The 18512-nt window shown below is 60.2% G+C and carries 17 protein-coding genes and 3 tRNA genes; 17 read left to right on the top strand and 3 right to left on the bottom strand.

Annotation, left to right across the window (positions count from 1 at the left end):
• Positions 1 to 2 precede the first annotated feature (2 nt).
• The 8 genes from tuf to D1227_RS07695 all read left to right on the top strand — a co-directional run bounded on the left by tuf (position 3) and on the right by D1227_RS07695 (position 8582).
• Positions 3 to 1193, top strand: coding sequence for an elongation factor Tu (tuf, locus tag D1227_RS07735; protein ID WP_119376170.1), 1191 nt, complete (start codon positions 3 to 5; stop codon positions 1191 to 1193).
• 116 nt (positions 1194 to 1309) lie between these two features.
• Positions 1310 to 2059, top strand: a complete 750-nt coding sequence (locus tag D1227_RS07730) for a sulfotransferase domain-containing protein (protein WP_119404438.1) — start codon at positions 1310 to 1312, stop codon at positions 2057 to 2059.
• 87 nt (positions 2060 to 2146) lie between these two features.
• A tRNA-Trp gene (locus tag D1227_RS07725) sits at positions 2147 to 2222 on the top strand.
• 81 nt (positions 2223 to 2303) lie between these two features.
• On the top strand, positions 2304 to 2741 hold the full coding sequence (locus D1227_RS07720; RefSeq protein WP_147373283.1) for a hypothetical protein: 438 nt from the start codon (positions 2304 to 2306) through the stop codon (positions 2739 to 2741).
• 77 nt (positions 2742 to 2818) lie between these two features.
• Positions 2819 to 4792, top strand: a complete 1974-nt coding sequence (locus D1227_RS07715) for a copper resistance system multicopper oxidase (RefSeq protein ID WP_119404436.1) — start codon at positions 2819 to 2821, stop codon at positions 4790 to 4792.
• Between the two features lie 8 nt (positions 4793 to 4800).
• Complete coding sequence (locus D1227_RS07710) at positions 4801 to 5589, top strand: copper resistance protein B (RefSeq protein WP_119404435.1); 789 nt, start codon at positions 4801 to 4803, stop codon at positions 5587 to 5589.
• Positions 5590 to 5843: 254 nt separating this feature from the next.
• Positions 5844 to 7796, top strand: a complete 1953-nt coding sequence (gene acs, locus D1227_RS07705) for an acetate--CoA ligase (protein ID WP_119404434.1) — start codon at positions 5844 to 5846, stop codon at positions 7794 to 7796.
• 399 nt (positions 7797 to 8195) lie between these two features.
• The gene (locus D1227_RS07695) at positions 8196 to 8582 is read left to right on the top strand and encodes an Hpt domain-containing protein (protein ID WP_119376368.1); all 387 of its coding nucleotides are present in this window, start codon (positions 8196 to 8198) and stop codon (positions 8580 to 8582) included.
• Here D1227_RS07695 and D1227_RS07690 read toward each other — a convergent pair.
• The 3 genes from D1227_RS07690 to D1227_RS07680 form a co-directional block, all read right to left on the bottom strand.
• Complete coding sequence (locus D1227_RS07690; protein ID WP_119376367.1) at positions 8531 to 8875, bottom strand: chorismate mutase; 345 nt, start codon at positions 8873 to 8875, stop codon at positions 8531 to 8533. The two genes, D1227_RS07695 and D1227_RS07690, sit on opposite strands and share 52 nt — an antisense overlap.
• A 97-nt stretch (positions 8876 to 8972) precedes the next feature.
• Entirely contained in the window at positions 8973 to 10751 is a 1779-nt protein-coding gene (sppA, locus tag D1227_RS07685) for a signal peptide peptidase SppA (protein WP_119404432.1), read from the bottom strand.
• A 180-nt stretch (positions 10752 to 10931) separates the two neighbouring features.
• A tRNA-Pro gene (locus D1227_RS07680) sits at positions 10932 to 11008 on the bottom strand.
• 147 nt (positions 11009 to 11155) lie between these two features.
• On the opposite strand from D1227_RS07680, the gene D1227_RS07675 reads away from it, so the two are divergent.
• From D1227_RS07675 to D1227_RS07635, 9 genes are all read left to right on the top strand, one after another.
• Positions 11156 to 11230: transfer RNA gene (locus D1227_RS07675), tRNA-Gln, on the top strand.
• 456 nt (positions 11231 to 11686) lie between these two features.
• Complete coding sequence (locus D1227_RS07670; protein WP_119376365.1) at positions 11687 to 12469, top strand: DUF3450 domain-containing protein; 783 nt, start codon at positions 11687 to 11689, stop codon at positions 12467 to 12469.
• 26 nt (positions 12470 to 12495) lie between these two features.
• Positions 12496 to 13896 (top strand): MotA/TolQ/ExbB proton channel family protein, encoded by a 1401-nt coding sequence (locus D1227_RS07665; protein WP_119376364.1) that lies wholly within the window; start codon positions 12496 to 12498, stop codon positions 13894 to 13896.
• A gap of 30 nt (positions 13897 to 13926) precedes the next feature.
• Positions 13927 to 14442 (top strand): MotA/TolQ/ExbB proton channel family protein, encoded by a 516-nt coding sequence (locus tag D1227_RS07660; RefSeq protein ID WP_119376363.1) that lies wholly within the window; start codon positions 13927 to 13929, stop codon positions 14440 to 14442.
• Entirely contained in the window at positions 14442 to 14849 is a 408-nt protein-coding gene (locus D1227_RS07655; protein WP_119376362.1) for an ExbD/TolR family protein, read from the top strand. The genes D1227_RS07660 and D1227_RS07655 overlap by 1 nt, the downstream gene beginning before the upstream one ends.
• A gap of 9 nt (positions 14850 to 14858) precedes the next feature.
• Positions 14859 to 15275 carry an ExbD/TolR family protein gene (locus D1227_RS07650; protein WP_119376361.1) on the top strand — a complete coding sequence of 139 codons (417 nt, stop codon included), beginning with the start codon at positions 14859 to 14861 and terminating at the stop codon, positions 15273 to 15275.
• Between the two features lie 12 nt (positions 15276 to 15287).
• Positions 15288 to 15914: an energy transducer TonB gene (locus D1227_RS07645; RefSeq protein WP_119376360.1), complete on the top strand. Its 627-nt coding sequence runs from the start codon at positions 15288 to 15290 to the stop codon at positions 15912 to 15914.
• 314 nt (positions 15915 to 16228) lie between these two features.
• On the top strand, positions 16229 to 16855 hold the full coding sequence (locus D1227_RS07640) for a TonB family protein (RefSeq protein WP_119404431.1): 627 nt from the start codon (positions 16229 to 16231) through the stop codon (positions 16853 to 16855).
• Positions 16856 to 17048: 193 nt separating this feature from the next.
• On the top strand, positions 17049 to 18440 hold the full coding sequence (locus tag D1227_RS07635) for a tetratricopeptide repeat protein (RefSeq protein ID WP_119376358.1): 1392 nt from the start codon (positions 17049 to 17051) through the stop codon (positions 18438 to 18440).
• The last annotated feature ends 72 nt before the right edge of the window (positions 18441 to 18512 follow it).

Genomic DNA, 18512 nt, shown 5'->3' with positions numbered 1-18512 from the left:
AAATGGCCAAGGCAAAGTTTGAGCGCAACAAGCCTCACGTGAACATTGGTACGATTGGGCACGTGGACCACGGCAAGACGACGCTGACGGCGGCGATCACGATGACGCTGGCGGAAGTTTATGGTGGTGCGGCGAAGTCCTATGCGGACATCGACAACGCGCCTGAAGAGAAGGCCCGCGGGATCACGATCAACACCGCGCACGTTGAGTATGAGACCGACAAGCGCCACTATGCGCACGTCGACTGCCCCGGCCACGCGGACTATGTGAAGAACATGATCACGGGTGCGGCGCAGATGGACGGCGCGATCCTGGTTGTGAACGCGGCTGACGGCCCGATGCCGCAGACGCGCGAGCACATCCTGCTGGCCCGCCAGGTTGGCGTTCCGGCGCTGGTCGTGTTCCTGAACAAGGTCGACCAGGTCGATGACGAGGAGCTGCTCGAGCTGGTCGAGATGGAAGTTCGCGAACTTCTGTCTTCCTATGACTTCCCGGGCGACGACATTCCGATCATTGCCGGTTCGGCGCTGGCGGCTGTCGAAGGCCGTGACGAAGAGATCGGCAAGAAGAAGATCCTGGAGCTGATGGAAGCGGTCGACGAGTACATCCCGACCCCTGAGCGTCCGCTGGACAAGCCGTTCCTGATGCCGGTCGAGGACGTGTTCTCGATCTCCGGTCGCGGTACGGTTGTGACCGGCCGTGTCGAGACGGGCGTCATCAAGGTTGGCGAGGAAGTCGAGATCGTCGGCATCCGCCCGACGCAGAAGACGACGGTGACCGGTGTGGAGATGTTCCGCAAGCTGCTCGACCAGGGCCAGGCTGGCGACAACATTGGCGCGCTGATCCGCGGTATCGACCGTGAGGGCGTCGAGCGCGGCCAGGTTCTCTGCAAGCCGGGCTCGATCACGCCGCACGCGAAGTTCGAGGCCGAGGCCTACATCCTGACCAAGGAAGAGGGTGGCCGTCACACGCCGTTCTTCACGAACTATCGTCCGCAATTCTACTTCCGGACCACGGACGTGACGGGTGTTGTCACGCTTCCGGCAGACAAGGAAATGGTCCTGCCGGGCGACAACGTGAAGATGGACGTCGAGCTGATCACGCCGATCGCAATGGACCAGGGCCTGCGCTTCGCCATCCGCGAAGGCGGCCGCACCGTCGGCGCCGGCGTCGTCTCGGCGGTCAAGGAATAAGCATCGGACAGGTGCTTGTCGCCCCGCAAGGGGCTGACACAAGACATCAAGGGCCGTTCCTCCGGGAGCGGCCCTTTTTTGTTGAAGCGACGCCGTGCTTCTGCTGAGTGACACACATGCCAAAGCGTATCGATTTCATGATTGCCGGGGTGCAGAAGGGTGGCACAACCTCGCTGGATGCGTATCTGCGCCAGCATTCGGAAATCTCCATGGCGAAGAAGAAGGAAGTGCACTTCTTCGACAAGCGCCCGCCCACCGGTCTCTCTGCGTTCGACTATTTCATCTACCACCGCCAGTTTCACTGGGACCGTCAGCGCGCCGGAGCGAAACTCGGCGAGGCGACGCCGATCCTGACCTGGTGGCATGGGGCGATGGAGCGGCTCTGGCAGTACAATTCTGACATCAAGGTCATCATGCTGCTTCGCGACCCGGTCGAGCGTGCCTGGTCGCATTTCCGGATGGACCGGCGTCTGCAGCGCGAAGGTGAGACCTTCTCCAGTGCCATCCGTACCGAACGTGAGCGCGCCCGCAGGTCGCTGCCCCGTCAGGACCGCGAACGATCGCAGGTCTCACGCGGCTTTTATGCCCACCAGGTGCGGAACCTGAAACGCCTGTTTCCGGATGAGCAGCTTCTCTTTCTACGCAGTGAGGATCTCTCGGCGAACGCCCAGCCTGAGCTCGACAAGGTCACGGATTTCCTTGGCGTTGACCGCTTTGCCTTCGAGGCAGAGCCCCGCCACAACAGCGCGACCGATTCCGACAGGATGTCTGCCGAGGATCGGGCCTTTCTGGAGGAGATGTTCAGGCTCGACGCGCAGGAGACCCGCCGGCTGCTGGGATGGGACAAGGGCAGCTGGAGCCTCTGAGCGGTTGGGCCCTTTCATTTGCTGCAGCCCGCCGCGCGGTGCCTGTTGCGCTTTTGCCTGCAATCGGGCAGAACGGCGCTTCGCCGGACGGGTATAGCTCAGCTGGTAGAGCAGCGGTCTCCAAAACCGCAGGTCGTGGGTTCGAGTCCTACTGCCCGTGCCAGGCGAATTTCCCCAGAATGTGAACAGGTCCGCCGCGCGTGCCGTATTGCAACGAGCGGGTATTGGCCTAATTTCCCTGATAATGAACGCCGCATGTCGTCTTCTTCTAACCAGCCTTCTGGCGGTGTTGGTCAGCACCGGGCTGATCGGCTGTTCGGTTTTTTCCGCGACAGCCGCAGAAGCACAGACGATGCATGAGGTGGAAAGGCCAGCCGCGATGGCAGGCCATCACCATCATGCGTCGCATGACATGGCGGCCGCCCCAGATAGTGCGCCGGCGCATAACCATGATGACAGCAGCTGCGATGGTTGCACACAGAGCCTGCTCAACCGGATCTCCGTAACGCCGGACACCGCACCCGCCCCATCTTTCGGCAACATGCCCGTCTTCGTCCTGCCAGTAGCGCTTGACCTGGAGAGGCTTGCGCAAGCTCCGGTCCGCGTTGCCTGGCCGCCGGGCAAGGGGCCGCCGCTTGAGCCAATTACGCTCACGCATCTGAAAATCAGCCTGCTCATCTGATCGGCCGGAAAGACTGTCGGGCGCCGCATTGCGCCCTGTTTTTTCGTTCAAGATCAAGATGAAAGCCTGAATTCAAGATGTTTAACAGACGATCTTTCCTCGGTACGGCCCTCGGAACTGGCGCCGCATTCGGTGCGGCCAGCTTGTTGCCGGCATGGGCGCGGTCTGCGTCCCACGGCAATACCGGGCTTACCGCACTGACCGGCAGCGAGTTCAATCTCGATGTCGGAGAGTTCCCCGTCAAAATCGGTGGGCGCCATGGCCATGCGGTTGGCGTAAACGGCACGCTGCCGGCCCCGCTCATCCGCTTCCGCGAAGGCCAGGAAGTCACGCTGAATGTGACAAACCGGCTGAAGGCCGACACCAGCATTCACTGGCACGGCCTGTTGGTGCCGTTCCACATGGATGGTGTTCCGGGCGTTTCTTTCCCCGGCATCAAGCCGGGCGAAACCTTCCAGTACAAGTTCGCCGTGCCGCAGTCTGGCACCTACTGGTACCATTCCCATTCCGGCCTGCAGGAGCAGCAGGGCCACTACGGACCGCTCATCATAGACCCGGCCGGCGCCGACCCTGTTGCCTATGACCGGGAATATGTCCTCGTCCTCTCCGATTGGAGCTTCGAGCATCCGCATCGCATCTTTGCCAAGCTCAAGGCGTCCGCGGAGAGCTACAATTTCAACAAGCGCACCGTTGGCGATTTCCTTGAGGACGCCAGCGAAAAGGGCTTCGATGAAGCCCTCTCCGAGCGGGCGATGTGGGGCGGCATGCGGATGTCGCCACGCGACATCGCAGATGTTACCGGGGCGACTTACACCTATCTCATCAATGGCCATTCGACGCTCGACAACTGGAACGGCGTTTTCACGCCGGGCGAGCGGGTCCGGCTGCGCATCATCAATGCCTCGGCCATGTCGATCTTCAACGTTCGCATGCCCGGCCTTCCGATGACGGTGGTCGCTGCCGACGGCCTGAACGTTGAGCCGGTTGAGACCGACGAGTTCCAGATGGGCGTCGCGGAGACCTATGACGTCATCATCGAGCCGAGGGATGACCGCGCCTATGCCTTCGTGGCCGAGTCCATCGACCGGTCAGGCCAGGCGGTTGCGACCTTTGGGCCGCGGCCGGGCATGCGCGCCGAGGCGCCGACGCTGAGGCCTGTCCCGACGCTGACCATGAAGGACATGGCAATGGACCATGGCGCTCACGGTATGGACGGCATGAGCCATGGCAGCGGCGACATGAAGGATATGTCGCATGAAGGCCATGAAATGTCCGGCATGGATCATTCCGCTCACGGGATGGATGGCATGGATCATGGTGGCCATGACATGGGCGAGATGAAGCATGATATGTCGGCCATGTCTGGCGATGACGCCATGATGACCCATGACCACAAGACGGGGCCGGGCGTTGCGAATACGGCAATGATGCCGGTGAGCCGGCTCGATGAGCCTGGCATCGGTCTCGAGGACGTTGATCACAGGGTCCTGACCTATGCCGACCTGCGCGCGCTGGAACGCAATGCAGACACGCGCCCCCCGGAGCGTGAGCTGCAAATCCACCTCACCTCGAACATGCACCGCTACATGTGGTCCTTCGATGGAGTGAAGTTTTCGGAAGTTACCGAATCCATACGCCTGAACGAGGGCGAACGGGTGCGCTTCAACCTCGTCAACGACACCATGATGCCGCATCCGATCCACCTGCATGGCATGTTCTTCGAACTGGAGAATGGCGGCGGCGACCATCGCCCGCGAAAGCACACCGTCATTGTGAAGCCGGGCGAGAAACTGGCCTTCGACGTGTCATCGGAGCATATCGGCGACTGGGCGTTCCACTGTCACCTCCTCTACCACATGCATGCTGGCATGATGAATGTCGTCTCGGTGATCCCGAACGGCGAGCATGGGGGCATGGCGATGCCGGCCAGTGCGGACGATCCACATGCGGGCCATCACGGCATGGATCACGACAGCCATGACGGGCACCAAGACATGCAGGATGAGCCCCACGACATGGACCACGGCGCCGATCATGGAGGTCACCATTGAGACAGCTCATGACATTCCGGGCGGCGATACTAAGCTGCAGCGCGTTGGCGCTGGTACCGTCGGCCATTGGTGAGGAAGGCGACAAGCCTTGGTCGCAGGCCGATGACATCTGGGGCGAGGAGGCGATGGCCGAGGCACGAGCCGAGGTCCTCGAAAAGCATGGCGATATCCGCTCAACCTACATCCAGGCCGAACGGTTCGAGCTGCAATCGAGCGATGATGAAGACGTCATCCTGCTTGATGGCAACGCCTGGATCGGCGGCGATATCAACAAGCTCTGGATCAAGTCCGAGCTCGAATACCTGCCGGACGAGGGCGAGTTTGAAGAGGCTGAGATCCAGGCGCTCTGGTCGCGGGCGATCTCTCCCTATTTCGACCTGCAAACAGGCGTGCGTTATGATTTCGAGCCTGAGGGGCTGGCGCACCTGGTTATCGGCGCGCAGGGGCTCGCGCCTTACCTGTTCGAGCTCGATAGCGCGGCCTTTCTGTCGGAAGAGGGAGACCTGACTGCCAGGGTGGAAGCCGAGTATGAGCTGCTTCTGTCGCAGCGGTTGATCCTGCAGCCGCGTGCTGAAATTGCGCTGTCAGCGTCCGACATCCCCGAGCGTGAAATCGGTGCGGGCGTTTCCCAGATCGATGCAGGCCTACGCCTGCGATATGAGATCAAGCGGGAGTTCGCGCCGTATATCGGTATCGAGTGGCACCAGCGCTTCGGCCAGACGGCCGACTATATCGAGGCTGAAGGTGGAGAGTCCGGTGAAGCGGTCTTTCTCATTGGCCTGAGGGCCTGGTACTGAGCCGAACCAATAAGCCGGGGGCGGAGGGAACTCTCTGCCCCCGGTCCCGGGGCTGATTTGTCGCAGACCCCTTAGCCGACGATGGCGAAGTAATCCCGTTAGAACCTTGATTGGTGTGAGCATCCCGCCTTTTTGCTTGGCGGGCATGGGTTCTGATTGCTAGGCAGGTGGCTCATGTTGCCGGTCTAGCAGCATGCCAGCGCTCGGTGAGCCGCCGGCAGGGCCGAACAAAGCGACCAGGGAGATCGACTGAAATGAGCCATGAAGTGACCAAGCATCCCGTACCCGAGGCGTTTGCTGCGCAGGCAAACCTGACCCCGGAGACGTACAAGGAGATGTATGCACGTTCGGTGAATGACCCTGAAGGTTTCTGGGCCGAGCATGGCAAGCGCATCCAGTGGATGAAGCCGTTCACACAGGTCAAGGACGTCTCATGGGACAAGGACAACCTGCACGTAAAATGGTTTGCCGATGGCACGCTGAACGTCACTGAAAGCTGCCTGGACCGGCAGCTGGAGACCCGTGGCGACAAGCCGGCAATCATCTGGGAGGGCGATGAGGCCGAAGATGCCCACACGCTGACCTATCGCCAGCTTTACAAGGCGGTCTGCCGCTTCTCCAATGTCCTCAAGGACCTTGGCGTCAGGAAGGGTGACCGGGTCACGATCTACCTGCCGATGATCCCGGAAGCCGCCATGGCGATGTTGGCCTGCGCGCGTATCGGCGCCATACATTCAGTCGTGTTTGGCGGCTTCTCGCCTGAAGCGCTCGCAGGCCGGATCACTGATTGTGAATCCAAGTTCGTTATTACGGCTGACGAAGGCCTTCGCGGGGGGCGCAAGGTCCCGCTGAAGACAAACGCCGACAAGGCCTGTCAGCTGGCGAATGGCATGGTCGAGAAAATGCTGGTCGTGCAACGGACCGGCGGCGACGTCCACATGGAAGAGGGACGTGATTTCTGGCTGCATGAGGTCGGCGCCGAGGTCTCCGACGAATGCGCGCCAGAGCCGATGAATGCAGAGGACCCGCTCTTTATTCTTTATACATCCGGCTCGACCGGCAAACCGAAGGGCGTCCTGCACACCTGTGGCGGCTATCTTGTGTGGGCTTCGATGACGCATGAATACGTCTTCGACCTGAAGGAAAACGATGTCTTCTGGTGCTCTGCCGATGTCGGCTGGGTGACGGGGCACACCTACATCGTCTACGGGCCGCTCGCGAATGGCGCGACGAGCGTGATGTTCGAGGGCGTGCCGACTTATCCGGACGCTTCCCGCTTCTGGGAAGTCTGCGACCGTCACCAGGTCACGATCTTCTACACCGCACCGACGGCCATTCGCGCGCTGATGCGAGAAGGCAGCGACCCTGTCGACAAGACGAGCCGCAAGTCGATCCGGTTGCTCGGGACAGTGGGCGAGCCGATCAATCCCGAGGCCTGGGAATGGTATTTCCACGTCGTCGGCGAAGGATGCTGCCCCATCGTCGATACCTGGTGGCAGACGGAAACCGGCGGCACGATGATTGTGCCGCTTCCGGGCACCACGGACATGAAGCCGGGTGCGGGCTCGCACCCCTTCTTTGGTGTAAAGCCCGAACTGGTGGATGCAGAGGGCAATATCCTGCAGGGCGAGACAGAGGGGAACCTGATCATTACCGATAGCTGGCCGGGCCAGATGCGGACCGTCTATGGCGATCACCAGCGCTTCGTGGACACCTATTTCTCAGCCTATCCGGGGAATTACTTCACGGGTGATGGCTGCCGGCGTGATGCCGATGGGTTCTACTGGATCACCGGCCGCGTCGATGATGTGATCAATGTATCGGGCCACCGTATGGGGACTGCGGAAGTCGAGAGTGCGTTGGTCTCGCACCATGCCGTCGCTGAAGCGGCTGTCGTTGGTTATCCGCACGACATCAAGGGGCAGGGCATCTACGCCTATGTCACCACGGTTGCTGGCGTCGAGATGGACGACGAACTGAAAAAGGACCTGATCAAGCATGTGCGTTACGAGATCGGGCCGATCGCAAGCCCGGACCTGATCCAGTTTGCACCGGGGCTGCCGAAGACGCGTTCAGGCAAGATCATGCGGCGCATTCTGCGGAAAATCGCCGAGGACAGTTTTGATGCTCTTGGCGATACGTCCACGCTCGCGGATCCGGAAGTGGTCGACCAGCTGATCGAGGGCCGGCAGAACCGGTCAGACTGATCGATGGAAACAAAAAAGAGCGCAGACCGGAAAGTCTGCGCTCTTTTCTGATGTGCGATCCTTCGCTCTGGAAGGATAAAGCCAGTTTCTATCCAAGCAGGGACAATTGCGTATGCGCCGGCTGCGCGGAAGGCTCTGCCTTCTGCTGCTTGTCAGCAGGCTCAGCCGAAACACCTAGCCAACCGATAAGAACGGCAATGAAAAAGTCCCGCAGGGCTACGAGAAGGGCAATCATGGTCAGACCCCTATTGAAAATCGATAAGGTTTTATACGCCTGACCGGTTAAGAAAGCAATTGCGTTGAATGCGAAGAATTCCGCGTTCGCCGGTATTTTAACGGCGGAGCAATGAGTTTGCCGCAAGAACATGCCCTGACAGGGATAGGGACGGACAAGCAGCCATGAGCACGGCGAGCGAAATCGACATTGATCACCTTCTCTCCATGACGGGAGGAGATATCGATCTCGCTGAAGAGGTGATCGACATTTTTCGCCAACAGGTCGACATCTGGTCCCGCATGCTGAATCCGGCCGCGCCAGCCTCGCAATGGGCCGATGCCGCGCATACGCTCAAGGGGGCCGCATTGAGTATCGGGGCTCATGAACTCGCCGAGCGCTGCCAGGCTGCCGAGACCGCTGGGCGGGACTTGCCGCCAAGCGCGGCGGGCGCAGCCCTGCTGCTCAACGACATAAAGGATGAAATCGCGGCGACACTCGAAGCGTGCAGCCGTGCCGTTCACACGCTGTCGCGACCGGGCTTGAGGGCGTCGAAGGCTTCAAACTCGTAGGCGATGCAGCGATCGATCAGTTTGCGCCAAACGGGTTCGGCGATGGACGGGGAAAGGCCTTGGCGTGCGGCTTCCTCGACAACTTTGGCAATGACATCCTCGATCCGCTCACGATCGTGAATGCGTGAGCGATCGCCCTTGATGCGCGCAGCGGCGTCCATGAATGACTGCCGCTCGACAAGAAGAGCGACCAGCGCCCGGTCGAGGCGGTCAACCTCGTAGCGGACATCGTCCATCGTCTTTGCCGTCTCGGCCGAGTGGCGTCGGGTATCGGGCGCGACCGCGTCAGTCATGATTGGCTTTCCAGGGTTGCTGCAGGCCTGCCCTATATGGACCAGCCTGCGCCGACAAGGCGTGTGGCGGCTCGTCGCGGATAGCCGCCTTCTCGGCCTATTTCTCGATCAGCAGTGGGCCGCGCGCCTGAACGGGTGAGGATTGCAGCATGCTGCCGCGCTCGATCAGGGCCTGGATGCGGGAATCCTCAAGGATTTCGGCTGCCCGAGCCAGCGTGCCAAGGTCCTCGGCGGACGCTTCTGCCATCGGACCAAAGCCCGGAATGCCGCCCTGCGGGACAGGGTAGAACATGATGCGGGATTTCTCGTCAGCAGGGATGTCGGCGAGATCACGGGCTTTCGAGATCGCATCGACGAGGCCGCCGATCTGGTCGACCAGGCCAACCTCCAGGGCATCCTCACCTGTCCAGACCCGTCCGCGGGCAATCTTGTCGACGTTTTCGACGCTCATGCCGCGTCCTTCTGCGACAAGGCTGGTGAAGCGGTCATAGCCACGTTTCAGCCAGGCATGCAGCATTTCCCGTTCGGTATCGGAGAAGGTGTCGATCGTCGTCATCGCGCCGGCAAACGGACCGCCAACCGAGATTTCGGACGTGTTGATGCCGATCTGGCGAAGTCCGTCTGCGATGGCCAGCTTGCCGCCAAAGATGCCGATCGAACCGGTCAGGGTTCCCTTGTTTGCGATGATCCAGTCGGCGCCGGTCGAGACATAGTAGCCACCGGAAGCGGCGTACGTGCCCATCGAAACGACGACGGGCTTGTCCATTTCCTGCACCATCTTCACGGCGTTCCAGATCTGGTCGGAAGCTGTCGGCGAACCGCCAGGGCTGTCGACACGAAAGACGATCGCCTTGACGCGCTCGTTGCGGCCCGCCTCGAGCAGGGCAGCAGCAATCGTGTCTGATGCGAACTCGGCCGAGCTTGAGAAAAAGTCGCCAGAGCCACCGCCGGTCACGATCGGGCCTTCACCGCCGACAATTGCAATGGCGGGCGCGCCGAGCGGCGCAGACGGGGGGTGATAGGACAGGACGTCTACGAATTCAGCGTCTTCGCCGGCGCGTTCCTTCAGCGATTCCTTTACGGCTTCCGGCCAGTTGATCGAATCGGCAAGTCCGGCCTCGACGAGCGCCTCAGGGCTGAGCGGCCCAGAGGTGAGGGCGGCTTCAACATCGGAAACATCCATCTGCCGGTCCTGAGCGATGTCGGCCAGCGACGTCTGCCAGATCGATTCGGCCAGCGCAGTCATCGCTTCGCGGTGTGCGGCTGTGTAGTCGGTTTCCTTGTAGACATTCGGCGCATTCTTGTACTCGTAGAACTGCTCGATCTCTGCCGACACGCTGAGGCGGTCCAGCAGGCCCTTGAAAAACATGGTCTCGAATGTCACGCCGCCGCCGAGATAGTCGCCGGCGGGCTGAATCACGATTTCATCTGCCGCGGCAATGGCTCGCAGGGAAGACGGGCCGCCGCCATAGGTACCTTGCGAATGGACAACAACAAACTTCCCGGCGTCGCGCAGACCCCGAATGGCGTTGCGCAGCTCTTCGGCCCGCGCTGACCCGACGGAGAATTCGCTGGCGCGAACGAAGACGCCTTTTACGCGCTCATCCGTCCGGGCCGCATCGAGGCGGGTGATGACGTTCACGAATCCCTTCTGGCCGAACAGGGCAGCGATGCCGCTGGTCGGCGGCTGATCGCTGAGGTCCTGGCGCAGGTCGAGGGTCAACACCATGGTCTCGGGATTCTCGCCTCCCGATAGCTGGGACCCGGCAGACTGCATGAACCCGCTGATCGCCATTGACGCGATGAAGAAGAGCAGGACAGCGCCGAGTATGGTGCCGAGAATCGCGCCGCCAAGCGCAGTAAAGAACGTTTTCACGACCGTTTGGCCTCCGAACCGGAATTTTTATCAATAAACGATATGACCCTTATCGAATAAAAGTAAAGGGCTGATGTGAGCCGCACCGATGATTCTCAACAATGCCAACGCATCGGAGAAACATGGGAATCGCTGCGAGCCCAGGGGGAGGTGCCTGTAGCAATCCTGCAAAAATGGAAATGGTCGGAACAGGAGGATTCGAACCTCCGACCCCCGCCTCCCGAAGACGGTGCTCTACCAGGCTGAGCTATGTTCCGAGCCAGAGCGGGCGCCTATATCTCAGCGGCTCCAGCCTGACAAGCGTCAGCCACCGATCTTGTGCAGATGCACCGGCACTGTGATTGACGCAGAACAGGAGTTGCAAGCCGCAAGCGGATTGAGTATGTCCCGGCCTTCCTCGCAGTTGGGGTGTCGCCAAGTGGTAAGGCATCGGTTTTTGGTACCGACATTCCCAGGTTCGAATCCTGGCACCCCAGCCACCTTCCTGTTTCAGTTTATCTTGGGCCATTCGCCCCGGGGCCTGTTCCGCTCGTTGCGGTTGCAGACTGACCGCATTTTGGTCGCTCTGCGGCCTGATCGAACCGTTCGGGCCGCAAACTGTGATGCGTCATTGTGCTTGCACATCAAAACGGTAAGCTTTTTAAACTGTTACCGGTCGGCCATTGATCAGCGAGGTTGCTACTGCTAGCGTCCCGCGCGATGGCTGCCTCGGCGGCCTTCAGGCTCTGCCGGGAAAAACAAGAGAGTGCCATAGAGCATTCCGTAAAATCAGGGAGGCGATGGGTGACAAACTCCGCCAGCCTCCATACTGACGCCCTGTGTGTGACGGGCATGACTGAGAGAGCAGCGGCTCGCCATTTCAGGGGGCATGGCCGCGTTGGAGTTTCACCGTGCTGTCCAAGGCACGACCATTCGGAGAGTAAGAGGCAAACCTCATGAAGAAAGTACTGACACCGGCGCGGGGTGCCATTGCGGCAGCGCTTGTTGCCGGCCTGGCCATGCCAGCTGTTGCACAAAGCCAGCTGCGCCAGGCACTCGATATCGGCGAAGACGCAACCCGCAAGGCTGAGCAGGTACAGGAGCGGATCAACCAGTTGGATGATCAACGCTCCGACATGGTCGCCGAATTCCGTACGCTTCTTCAGCGTACCCAGGCAGCGCAGCTTTACGCGCGCCAGCAGGAGAAAGTCGTCGAAAGCCAGCGCCGTGAGCTGGAATCGCTCCAGGGCCAGCTTGAGCGCGTCGATGAAATCACCGCACAGACCACGCCGATGCTGATCGACATGGTTTCCGATCTCGAAGCGTTCGTTTCGGCCGACCTGCCATTCAAGCTGGAAGACCGTCAGAACCGCATCGATACGCTGCGCGCGGCGATGGAAAACCCGCAGGTTCCGATCGTCGAGCAGTACCGCCTGATCATCGAGGCCTACAAGTCTGAGATGGAATATGGCCGGACGATCCAGACCTGGCCGGAAGTTATCGACATCGACGGCAGCCCCGTCATGGTCGATATGTTCCTCTACGGCCGCGTCGCGCTCGTCTATCTGTCGCCGGATCGCCGTTACGCCGCGCGTTACGATCGTGCCCAGGGTGCCTGGGTCCCGGTCGAGAACCGCTTCAAGGAAAACATCGCTAAGGCCATCAAGGTCGCCAAGGGCACGACGACGCCGAGCGTTCTCTACGCTCCGGCAACGCGTCTTTCCGTGACCGCACCCTAAGCGCCAAGTTCCAGAGGATTATCGAAATGAACCCGATCAAGAAATCTCTGCAGGCCTTCGGCGCAGCCGCGCTGGTCATGGGCTCTGCAATGGCTATTACCGCCCCCGCTGTGGCACAGGATGTGTCGCTGTCCGACATTCTCCGCCGCGTCCAGCAGGACTCCCAGCAAATGTCGGCTGAGGACCAGCGTCGTCTCCAGGAGTTCCGCTCCGACGCCGCCACTCAGCAGCAGAAAATGCAGCAGGCCCGTGCCGACCTGAATGCCGCTGAAGCTCGCGGCCGCCAGCTGTCTGCCGAATTCGACCAGAATGAGCGTCAGATCTCGCAGCTATCTGCTGAACTGGAAACCCAGGCTGGCGATTTCGGCGAACTGCTCGGTCAGTTCCGCAGCGCTGCGGGCGAGACCATGCCGATCATTCGCGAGTCGCTGTCGAACTACGAATACAGCGGCCGTGCCGAAAAGCTCGCCGAAGTGTCCGAAGCCCGTTCGCTTCCGACCCGTGAGGATCTCGACGCGCTGCCGAAGGCAATGCTTCGGGAAATGATTGCTCAGTCCGAAGTGAAGACCTTCACTGCAGATGTGGCTGGTGCAGGCCCGGAAGGCGAGGTGGTTAACACCGAGCTGATGCGCGTCGGTATCTTCACCGCTGCGACGACGGACGACGCCCGCTTCGTCGAAGTCATCACCGACAACACTGACGAACCGTATCTGCGCGTTCTCAAGGCGCAGCCGAGCGGTGACTTCCAGTCGGCCATGAAGAAGCTGATCAATGCTTCCGAAGGCGACGTCGTGATCACGCCGGTCGACCCGACCAAGGGCGACCTGTTCGCCGTTCAGGGTGAAATGCCCGGTATCGGCGAGCGTATCGGTCAGGGCGGTGTCGTTGGTGCCGTGATCCTGGTCCTGCTGGCGATCGGTGCTGCGTTCGCGATCTTCAAGATTGCCACGCTCTTCCTGATGGGCAGCGCGATGCGCAAGACCGCCAAGACCCGCCAGGCCGGTACGGGTAACCCGCTGGCCCGCGTTTTCGAGCAATACGAGAACAACAAGAACCAGGACCTGGAATCGCTTGAGCTGAAGCTCGACGAGCAGATTCTTCGTGAAACGCCGAAGATCGAGCGCTTCAACGATATCGTTAAGGTTCTTGCGGCTGTTGCGCCGCTGCTCGGCCTGCTCGGTACGGTTATCGGTATGATCATCACCTTTACCGCCATCACCAATTTCGGTGCGGGCGATCCGAAGCTGATGGCCGGCGGTATTTCGGTCGCGCTCATGACGACGGTGCTCGGTCTGGTGGCGGCAATCCCGCTGCTTCTCCTGCACGCCGTCGCTGCATCGCTCGCCCGCGGCAACCAGCAGATCCTCGATGAGCAGGCTGCCGGTCTCGTTGCCGAGCGTGCAGAGTCCAACACGGGAGCAGCCTAAGCGCTGCTCCCTCCTTCGGGAGGTGCTGCAATGGATCTAGGACTGAATGATCTTCAGGCCTTTCTTGAGCGCGGCGGACCCGTTCTCCTGGTCATCATGGTTGCCACATTCGTCATGTGGGCCCTGATCCTGGAGCGCCTGTTCTACTTCCGCTTCGCTCACCAATCGGTCGCCGATGAAGCGATTGCCGAATGGAATGCCCGGTCTGACCGCAAGTCGGTGCTGGCGCATTGGGTTCGCGACAAGCTTATATCGGAAGTCCGCGCCAAGGCTGAAGCCAATGTCAGCATGACCAAGGCGATGGTGGCGCTTGCGCCGCTACTTGGTCTGCTCGGCACGGTGACAGGCATGGTGACGGTGTTCGACGTCATGGCCATCACGGACGGTGCCGACGCCAAAGCCATGTCGGGCGGCGTGTCTCGCGCCACCATCCCGACCATGGCCGGCATGGTGGCGTCCATCTCGGGCATCATCTTCACGTCCGGCATGGACAGCAAGGTGAACCGGCTGGTCCAGAAAGTCGAAGACGAGATGGAGATTCGCTGATGCGAGGACGCCAACACAACGCGCCTGAAGAGGCGAGTGTCGACCTCACCCCGATGCTGGATGTGGTGTTCATTCTCCTCATCTTCTTCATCGTGACGTCGACCTTTATCCAGGAGAGGGCGCTTGGCCTCGAGCCACCGCCCCCGCCATCAAACGCGCCGACTGATCCGGACACCCAGGCGATCCTCGTCTATGTGGGTGCCGACAATCTGATCACGGTGAATGGCCGCTTCACCGACCTGAGTGGTGTGCGCGCCAACATGGAGCGGCTTCGGGCGGAAAACCCGGAGAGCTCGCTGATCATCCAGGCCCATCCGCGCGCCCGCACCGGCACGATCATCAAGATCCGTGACGAGGCGTACAATGCGAAGATGGAACGGGTGAACGTCGTCCAGAGTCAGGAATAGGAGGCAGGAATGGCACGAAAAAAACGCAAACTCGCCTCACAAAATTCTGCTGAGGATGATGTAAACCTCACACCGATGCTCGATGTTGTCTTTATCCTGCTGATCTTTTTCATCGTGACGGCCCAGTTCATCAAAGAGCCGGGCGTGGAAATAGAGCGGACTGAAGTTGATAATCTCGACAAGCAGAACCCGCTCGGCATCCTGATCGCGATTGATGAGAACAGCGATATCTACATCGACAAGCAGCAGGTGACGCTGCAGGAAATCGGTTTCCGTATCCGGGAGCTGCGCGAGGAAAACCCGAAGGGCAAACTCGTTCTGCAAGCGGACAAGGACTCGGAAGCGGGGGTGCTTATCTCCCTGCTTGAGACGATCAACAAGGAAGACGGTCTGACCGCTGTTCCTGTGTCGGTCGAGCAGGAATAGGAGGACTGATCCATGTTTAGCAATCCGATTATCCGGCTGGTTATCGGCGTCCCGCTTGCAGCGATCGTTGTCTATGCCCTCTTCACCTTCATGTACTCCATGATCAATCAGGACTACGAACAGCCTGAAGTTGAAGAGCAGCGTGTGCTGGAACGGATCACGCCGTCTGAAGAAGATACGGAAGTCCGGACCCGCAGCCGCAACAAGGCCCAGCGGATCGACTCGGCTGACAAGCCGCCGCCACCGCCAAAAATGTCGGCGTCCCGGTCGGATATCGATCTGCCCACGCCGAACATCCAGGGTGCGGCACCGACGGAACTCAACGTCGACCGTCTCGACTCGCTCGCGATCGATCCGGTCGCTATCTCCGACCGGGATGCGCAGCCGATCCGTCCGCCGGTTCCGACCTATCCGTCCCGCGCAGCCGAGCGCGGTATTGAAGGGTCATGCGACGTCCGCTTCGACGTGGACACGCGGGGCCGCCCTTACAATGTGCAAGCCGATTGCACCGACAGCATCTTCAAGCGTGAAGCCGAACGTGCCGTGAGCCGGGTGGAATTTGCGCCGAAGATTGTCCGGGGGCAGCCGGCCGAACGCCGCAACGTGGTGTATCCGCTGGAGTTCACTCTGCAGGATTGATCCTGAAACAGGCAATTGAAAATCAGAGATGGGCCCCCTTTCGGGGCCCATTTTTTTTGCCGGTAAGCGGGTATGGGGCAGGGGTGGAACCTATCTGCCCAGTCGCCAGGGCGGTCTTGAAGACGGGCCGCATGAGCTTCCGCTTTACAGTCGAAAATGCGCCAACAGAAAGCTTTATGGGCTGCGGAGCCTTTCCTTCGCGCGAGCACTCCGCCCCGCTTAAGCGACAAATTTCGCCCTTTGCTAGAAAACGGTCTTGACGCAGCGGAAAGAAAAATGCAATGATATAACATAAATATATATGGGAGAGTGCTATGTTCCATCACCTATTCATGCGCTCCGGCGTCGGTTTGCCGCTTGCGGCCGGGATCGTCTGGGGCTTGTTCGCGTTCATGACCGCTATGATCCGGGACGATTTCGCACCACCTCCTGCGAGCCCGCAGCCCGAGCTCAGTCCCTTCATCATGCCGCCAGTCGACGCAGAGCCCCCACGGCCGGAGCCTGACTTGCCGATGGAAACAAGGATTGTTCCTCCGCCTGCCATGCCGGCGATTGCGAGCGTCGCGGCCGATGTCGGCCTGCCCGATGTGAACTTCGGCGGGGCGGTGCCGATGACCATCTCAGGCAATCTGGGTGATATCCTGAATGTGACGCCAGTCGCCATTGGTGAGCGGGTGGCCGAGCCACTGGCGCCGCCAGTCGTGGTTTACCCCCAGAGGATGGCGAAGCTGGGCATAGAAGGGCGCTGCGATGTGCGCTTCAGCCTCGACACGATGGGCCGTCCCTTCGACGTCGAAGCCGAATGCACCCATGCCGGATTTTCGGGTGAGGCCGAACGCGCGATCCGCAAGGTCCAGTTCGTGCCAGAAATCGTCGATGGACGCCCGAAAATACGGCAGAATGTCGTGTATCCGCTGGAATTTGAATTGAACGAAGATTGATGCAGTCCGGGGCGAGCAAAGCGTTGACGCCACTCGCTCAACCGCTCATATCTTATTAGTGATTTTTCATGCGATGACGCGCCGTGAATAATAATAGCGACGACGCGGCGGATTCGTAGTTCAGTGTGGGGCAGGTCCGGTGCGATCTCCCCAAGCCAACAATCCGCCGTCACGGCGAAAGGAGTGAGACACCATGGGACTTAGGCCAATCCTGAAAGGCGCGATCTTTGCCGGCGCGATGACAGTTTTCGGCGCATCGGCTGCGATGGCCCAGAACGCGACCTGTGAAGAGACTCAGTTCAGCTCGAAGACGGGTGAAGTCTACCTCAAGGCTGAAACCGAGCTTCTCCAGAACGACAATCCGCAGGCAGCGCTGCAGCACATCAACAAGCTGCGCAGCATGGAACTGAACTGTTACGAGCAGGGCGCCGTCCTGAAGCTTGGCGCTGCTATCAAGATCCAGGCGAATGATTATGCCGGCGCCGCTCGCGACCTTCAGGCAGCCATCGACCAAGGCTATGTGCCGGAAGCCGAAAAGGCGAAAACCTATTACCAGATTTTCCAGATCTATCTCAGCCAGAACGATCTTCAGCGCGCGCTCGATTATTCCAAGCGCTGGATGAATGCAGGTGGCACGCCGGACCGTGATGACATGTGGCGCCTGGCTGTCATGAACCAGAAGCTGGACAATAATCAGGAGTCCCTGAAATGGGCTGAGCGCGTCTTCGAGATCGACGGATCGAATGCGGAACGCGAAGTGTATGACTTCCTGATCTATCTCTATGATGCGACCGGTCAGCGCGCCAAGAAGGCCGCTCTGCTCGAACAGCTGCTCGCCAAGAATCCCAACGAGCGCCGTCTCTGGGATGCGATTGCAGGTGACTACTTCCAGGCCAATGAAGAGCGCAAGGCGTTCGAGGTCCAGAAGGCGATGTATCTTGGTGGTATCCTGCAGAAGGAAGATGAGCTGATGCGCGTCGTGAACTTCTATAACCGGTTCAACGTGCCATATCACGCTGCTCGCGTTCTCGAGAAAGAGATGAACGCCGGACGTATTTCCAAGACTTATGACCGGATGGAGCTACTGGCGAACCTCTATCAGGTGGCCCGCGAATTCGACAAGGCGATCCCGGTCATCGAGGAAGCGGCCCGCATGAACGACAGCGGCGCCATGTATGAGCGTCTTGGCCGCTCCTATGCCGAGCTCCAGAACTGGGAGAAGACCGAAGATGCCATGGTCAAGGCCCTGAACGCTGGCGGTGTGAAGGATCGTGGCCTGGTCTGGGTCCTGATCGGCCAATCCCGCTATGAGCGCGGCGACCGTGATGGCGCCCGCGAGGCTTTCCGCAATGCCAATAATCGTGGCGGCCGCGGCTGGCTCCAGTTCATGGATTCCGAAGAGCGCACGGAAGCAGCGCTTGTGCGGTTCGAGGCCGAGAGCCTCGTACAGGATACCAAGAACGAGAAAGAGCGTTGTGATCGACTTTCGGTTCTTGGCGACGAAGGCCTGCCGGAAGCCTGCAACACGGTGGAGCAGCGCCTGAAAGACGCTCAGGAAGCGGTCAAGGCGCTTGGCAACAGCTAGGCAACCCTTCCAGAAGTATTCAATTCGAAGGAACCCCGGTCGCTTGGCCGGGGTTTTTTCATGCACGGCAAG

It is taken from the genome of Henriciella mobilis (genome assembly GCF_003576315.1).
Classification (GTDB): domain Bacteria; phylum Pseudomonadota; class Alphaproteobacteria; order Caulobacterales; family Hyphomonadaceae; genus Henriciella; species Henriciella mobilis.
Note: the sequence above shows the minus strand (reverse complement) of the source record. Positions and strands in the feature narration are given on the sequence as shown.

Coding starts and splice junctions, on each gene's coding strand:
- D1227_RS07690 (WP_119376367.1), bottom strand. CDS start 8,875: ATGACTGACGCGGTCGCGCCCGATACCCGACGCCACTCGGCCGAGACG.
- D1227_RS07730 (WP_119404438.1), top strand. CDS start 1,310: ATGCCAAAGCGTATCGATTTCATGATTGCCGGGGTGCAGAAGGGTGGC.
- tuf (WP_119376170.1), top strand. CDS start 3: ATGGCCAAGGCAAAGTTTGAGCGCAACAAGCCTCACGTGAACATTGGT.
- D1227_RS07650 (WP_119376361.1), top strand. CDS start 14,859: ATGGCACGAAAAAAACGCAAACTCGCCTCACAAAATTCTGCTGAGGAT.
- D1227_RS07640 (WP_119404431.1), top strand. CDS start 16,229: ATGTTCCATCACCTATTCATGCGCTCCGGCGTCGGTTTGCCGCTTGCG.
- D1227_RS07635 (WP_119376358.1), top strand. CDS start 17,049: ATGGGACTTAGGCCAATCCTGAAAGGCGCGATCTTTGCCGGCGCGATG.
- D1227_RS07710 (WP_119404435.1), top strand. CDS start 4,801: ATGACATTCCGGGCGGCGATACTAAGCTGCAGCGCGTTGGCGCTGGTA.
- D1227_RS07670 (WP_119376365.1), top strand. CDS start 11,687: ATGAAGAAAGTACTGACACCGGCGCGGGGTGCCATTGCGGCAGCGCTT.
- D1227_RS07720 (WP_147373283.1), top strand. CDS start 2,304: ATGAACGCCGCATGTCGTCTTCTTCTAACCAGCCTTCTGGCGGTGTTG.
- D1227_RS07655 (WP_119376362.1), top strand. CDS start 14,442: ATGCGAGGACGCCAACACAACGCGCCTGAAGAGGCGAGTGTCGACCTC.
- D1227_RS07715 (WP_119404436.1), top strand. CDS start 2,819: ATGTTTAACAGACGATCTTTCCTCGGTACGGCCCTCGGAACTGGCGCC.
- D1227_RS07695 (WP_119376368.1), top strand. CDS start 8,196: ATGAGCACGGCGAGCGAAATCGACATTGATCACCTTCTCTCCATGACG.
- D1227_RS07665 (WP_119376364.1), top strand. CDS start 12,496: ATGAACCCGATCAAGAAATCTCTGCAGGCCTTCGGCGCAGCCGCGCTG.
- D1227_RS07645 (WP_119376360.1), top strand. CDS start 15,288: ATGTTTAGCAATCCGATTATCCGGCTGGTTATCGGCGTCCCGCTTGCA.
- D1227_RS07660 (WP_119376363.1), top strand. CDS start 13,927: ATGGATCTAGGACTGAATGATCTTCAGGCCTTTCTTGAGCGCGGCGGA.
- acs (WP_119404434.1), top strand. CDS start 5,844: ATGAGCCATGAAGTGACCAAGCATCCCGTACCCGAGGCGTTTGCTGCG.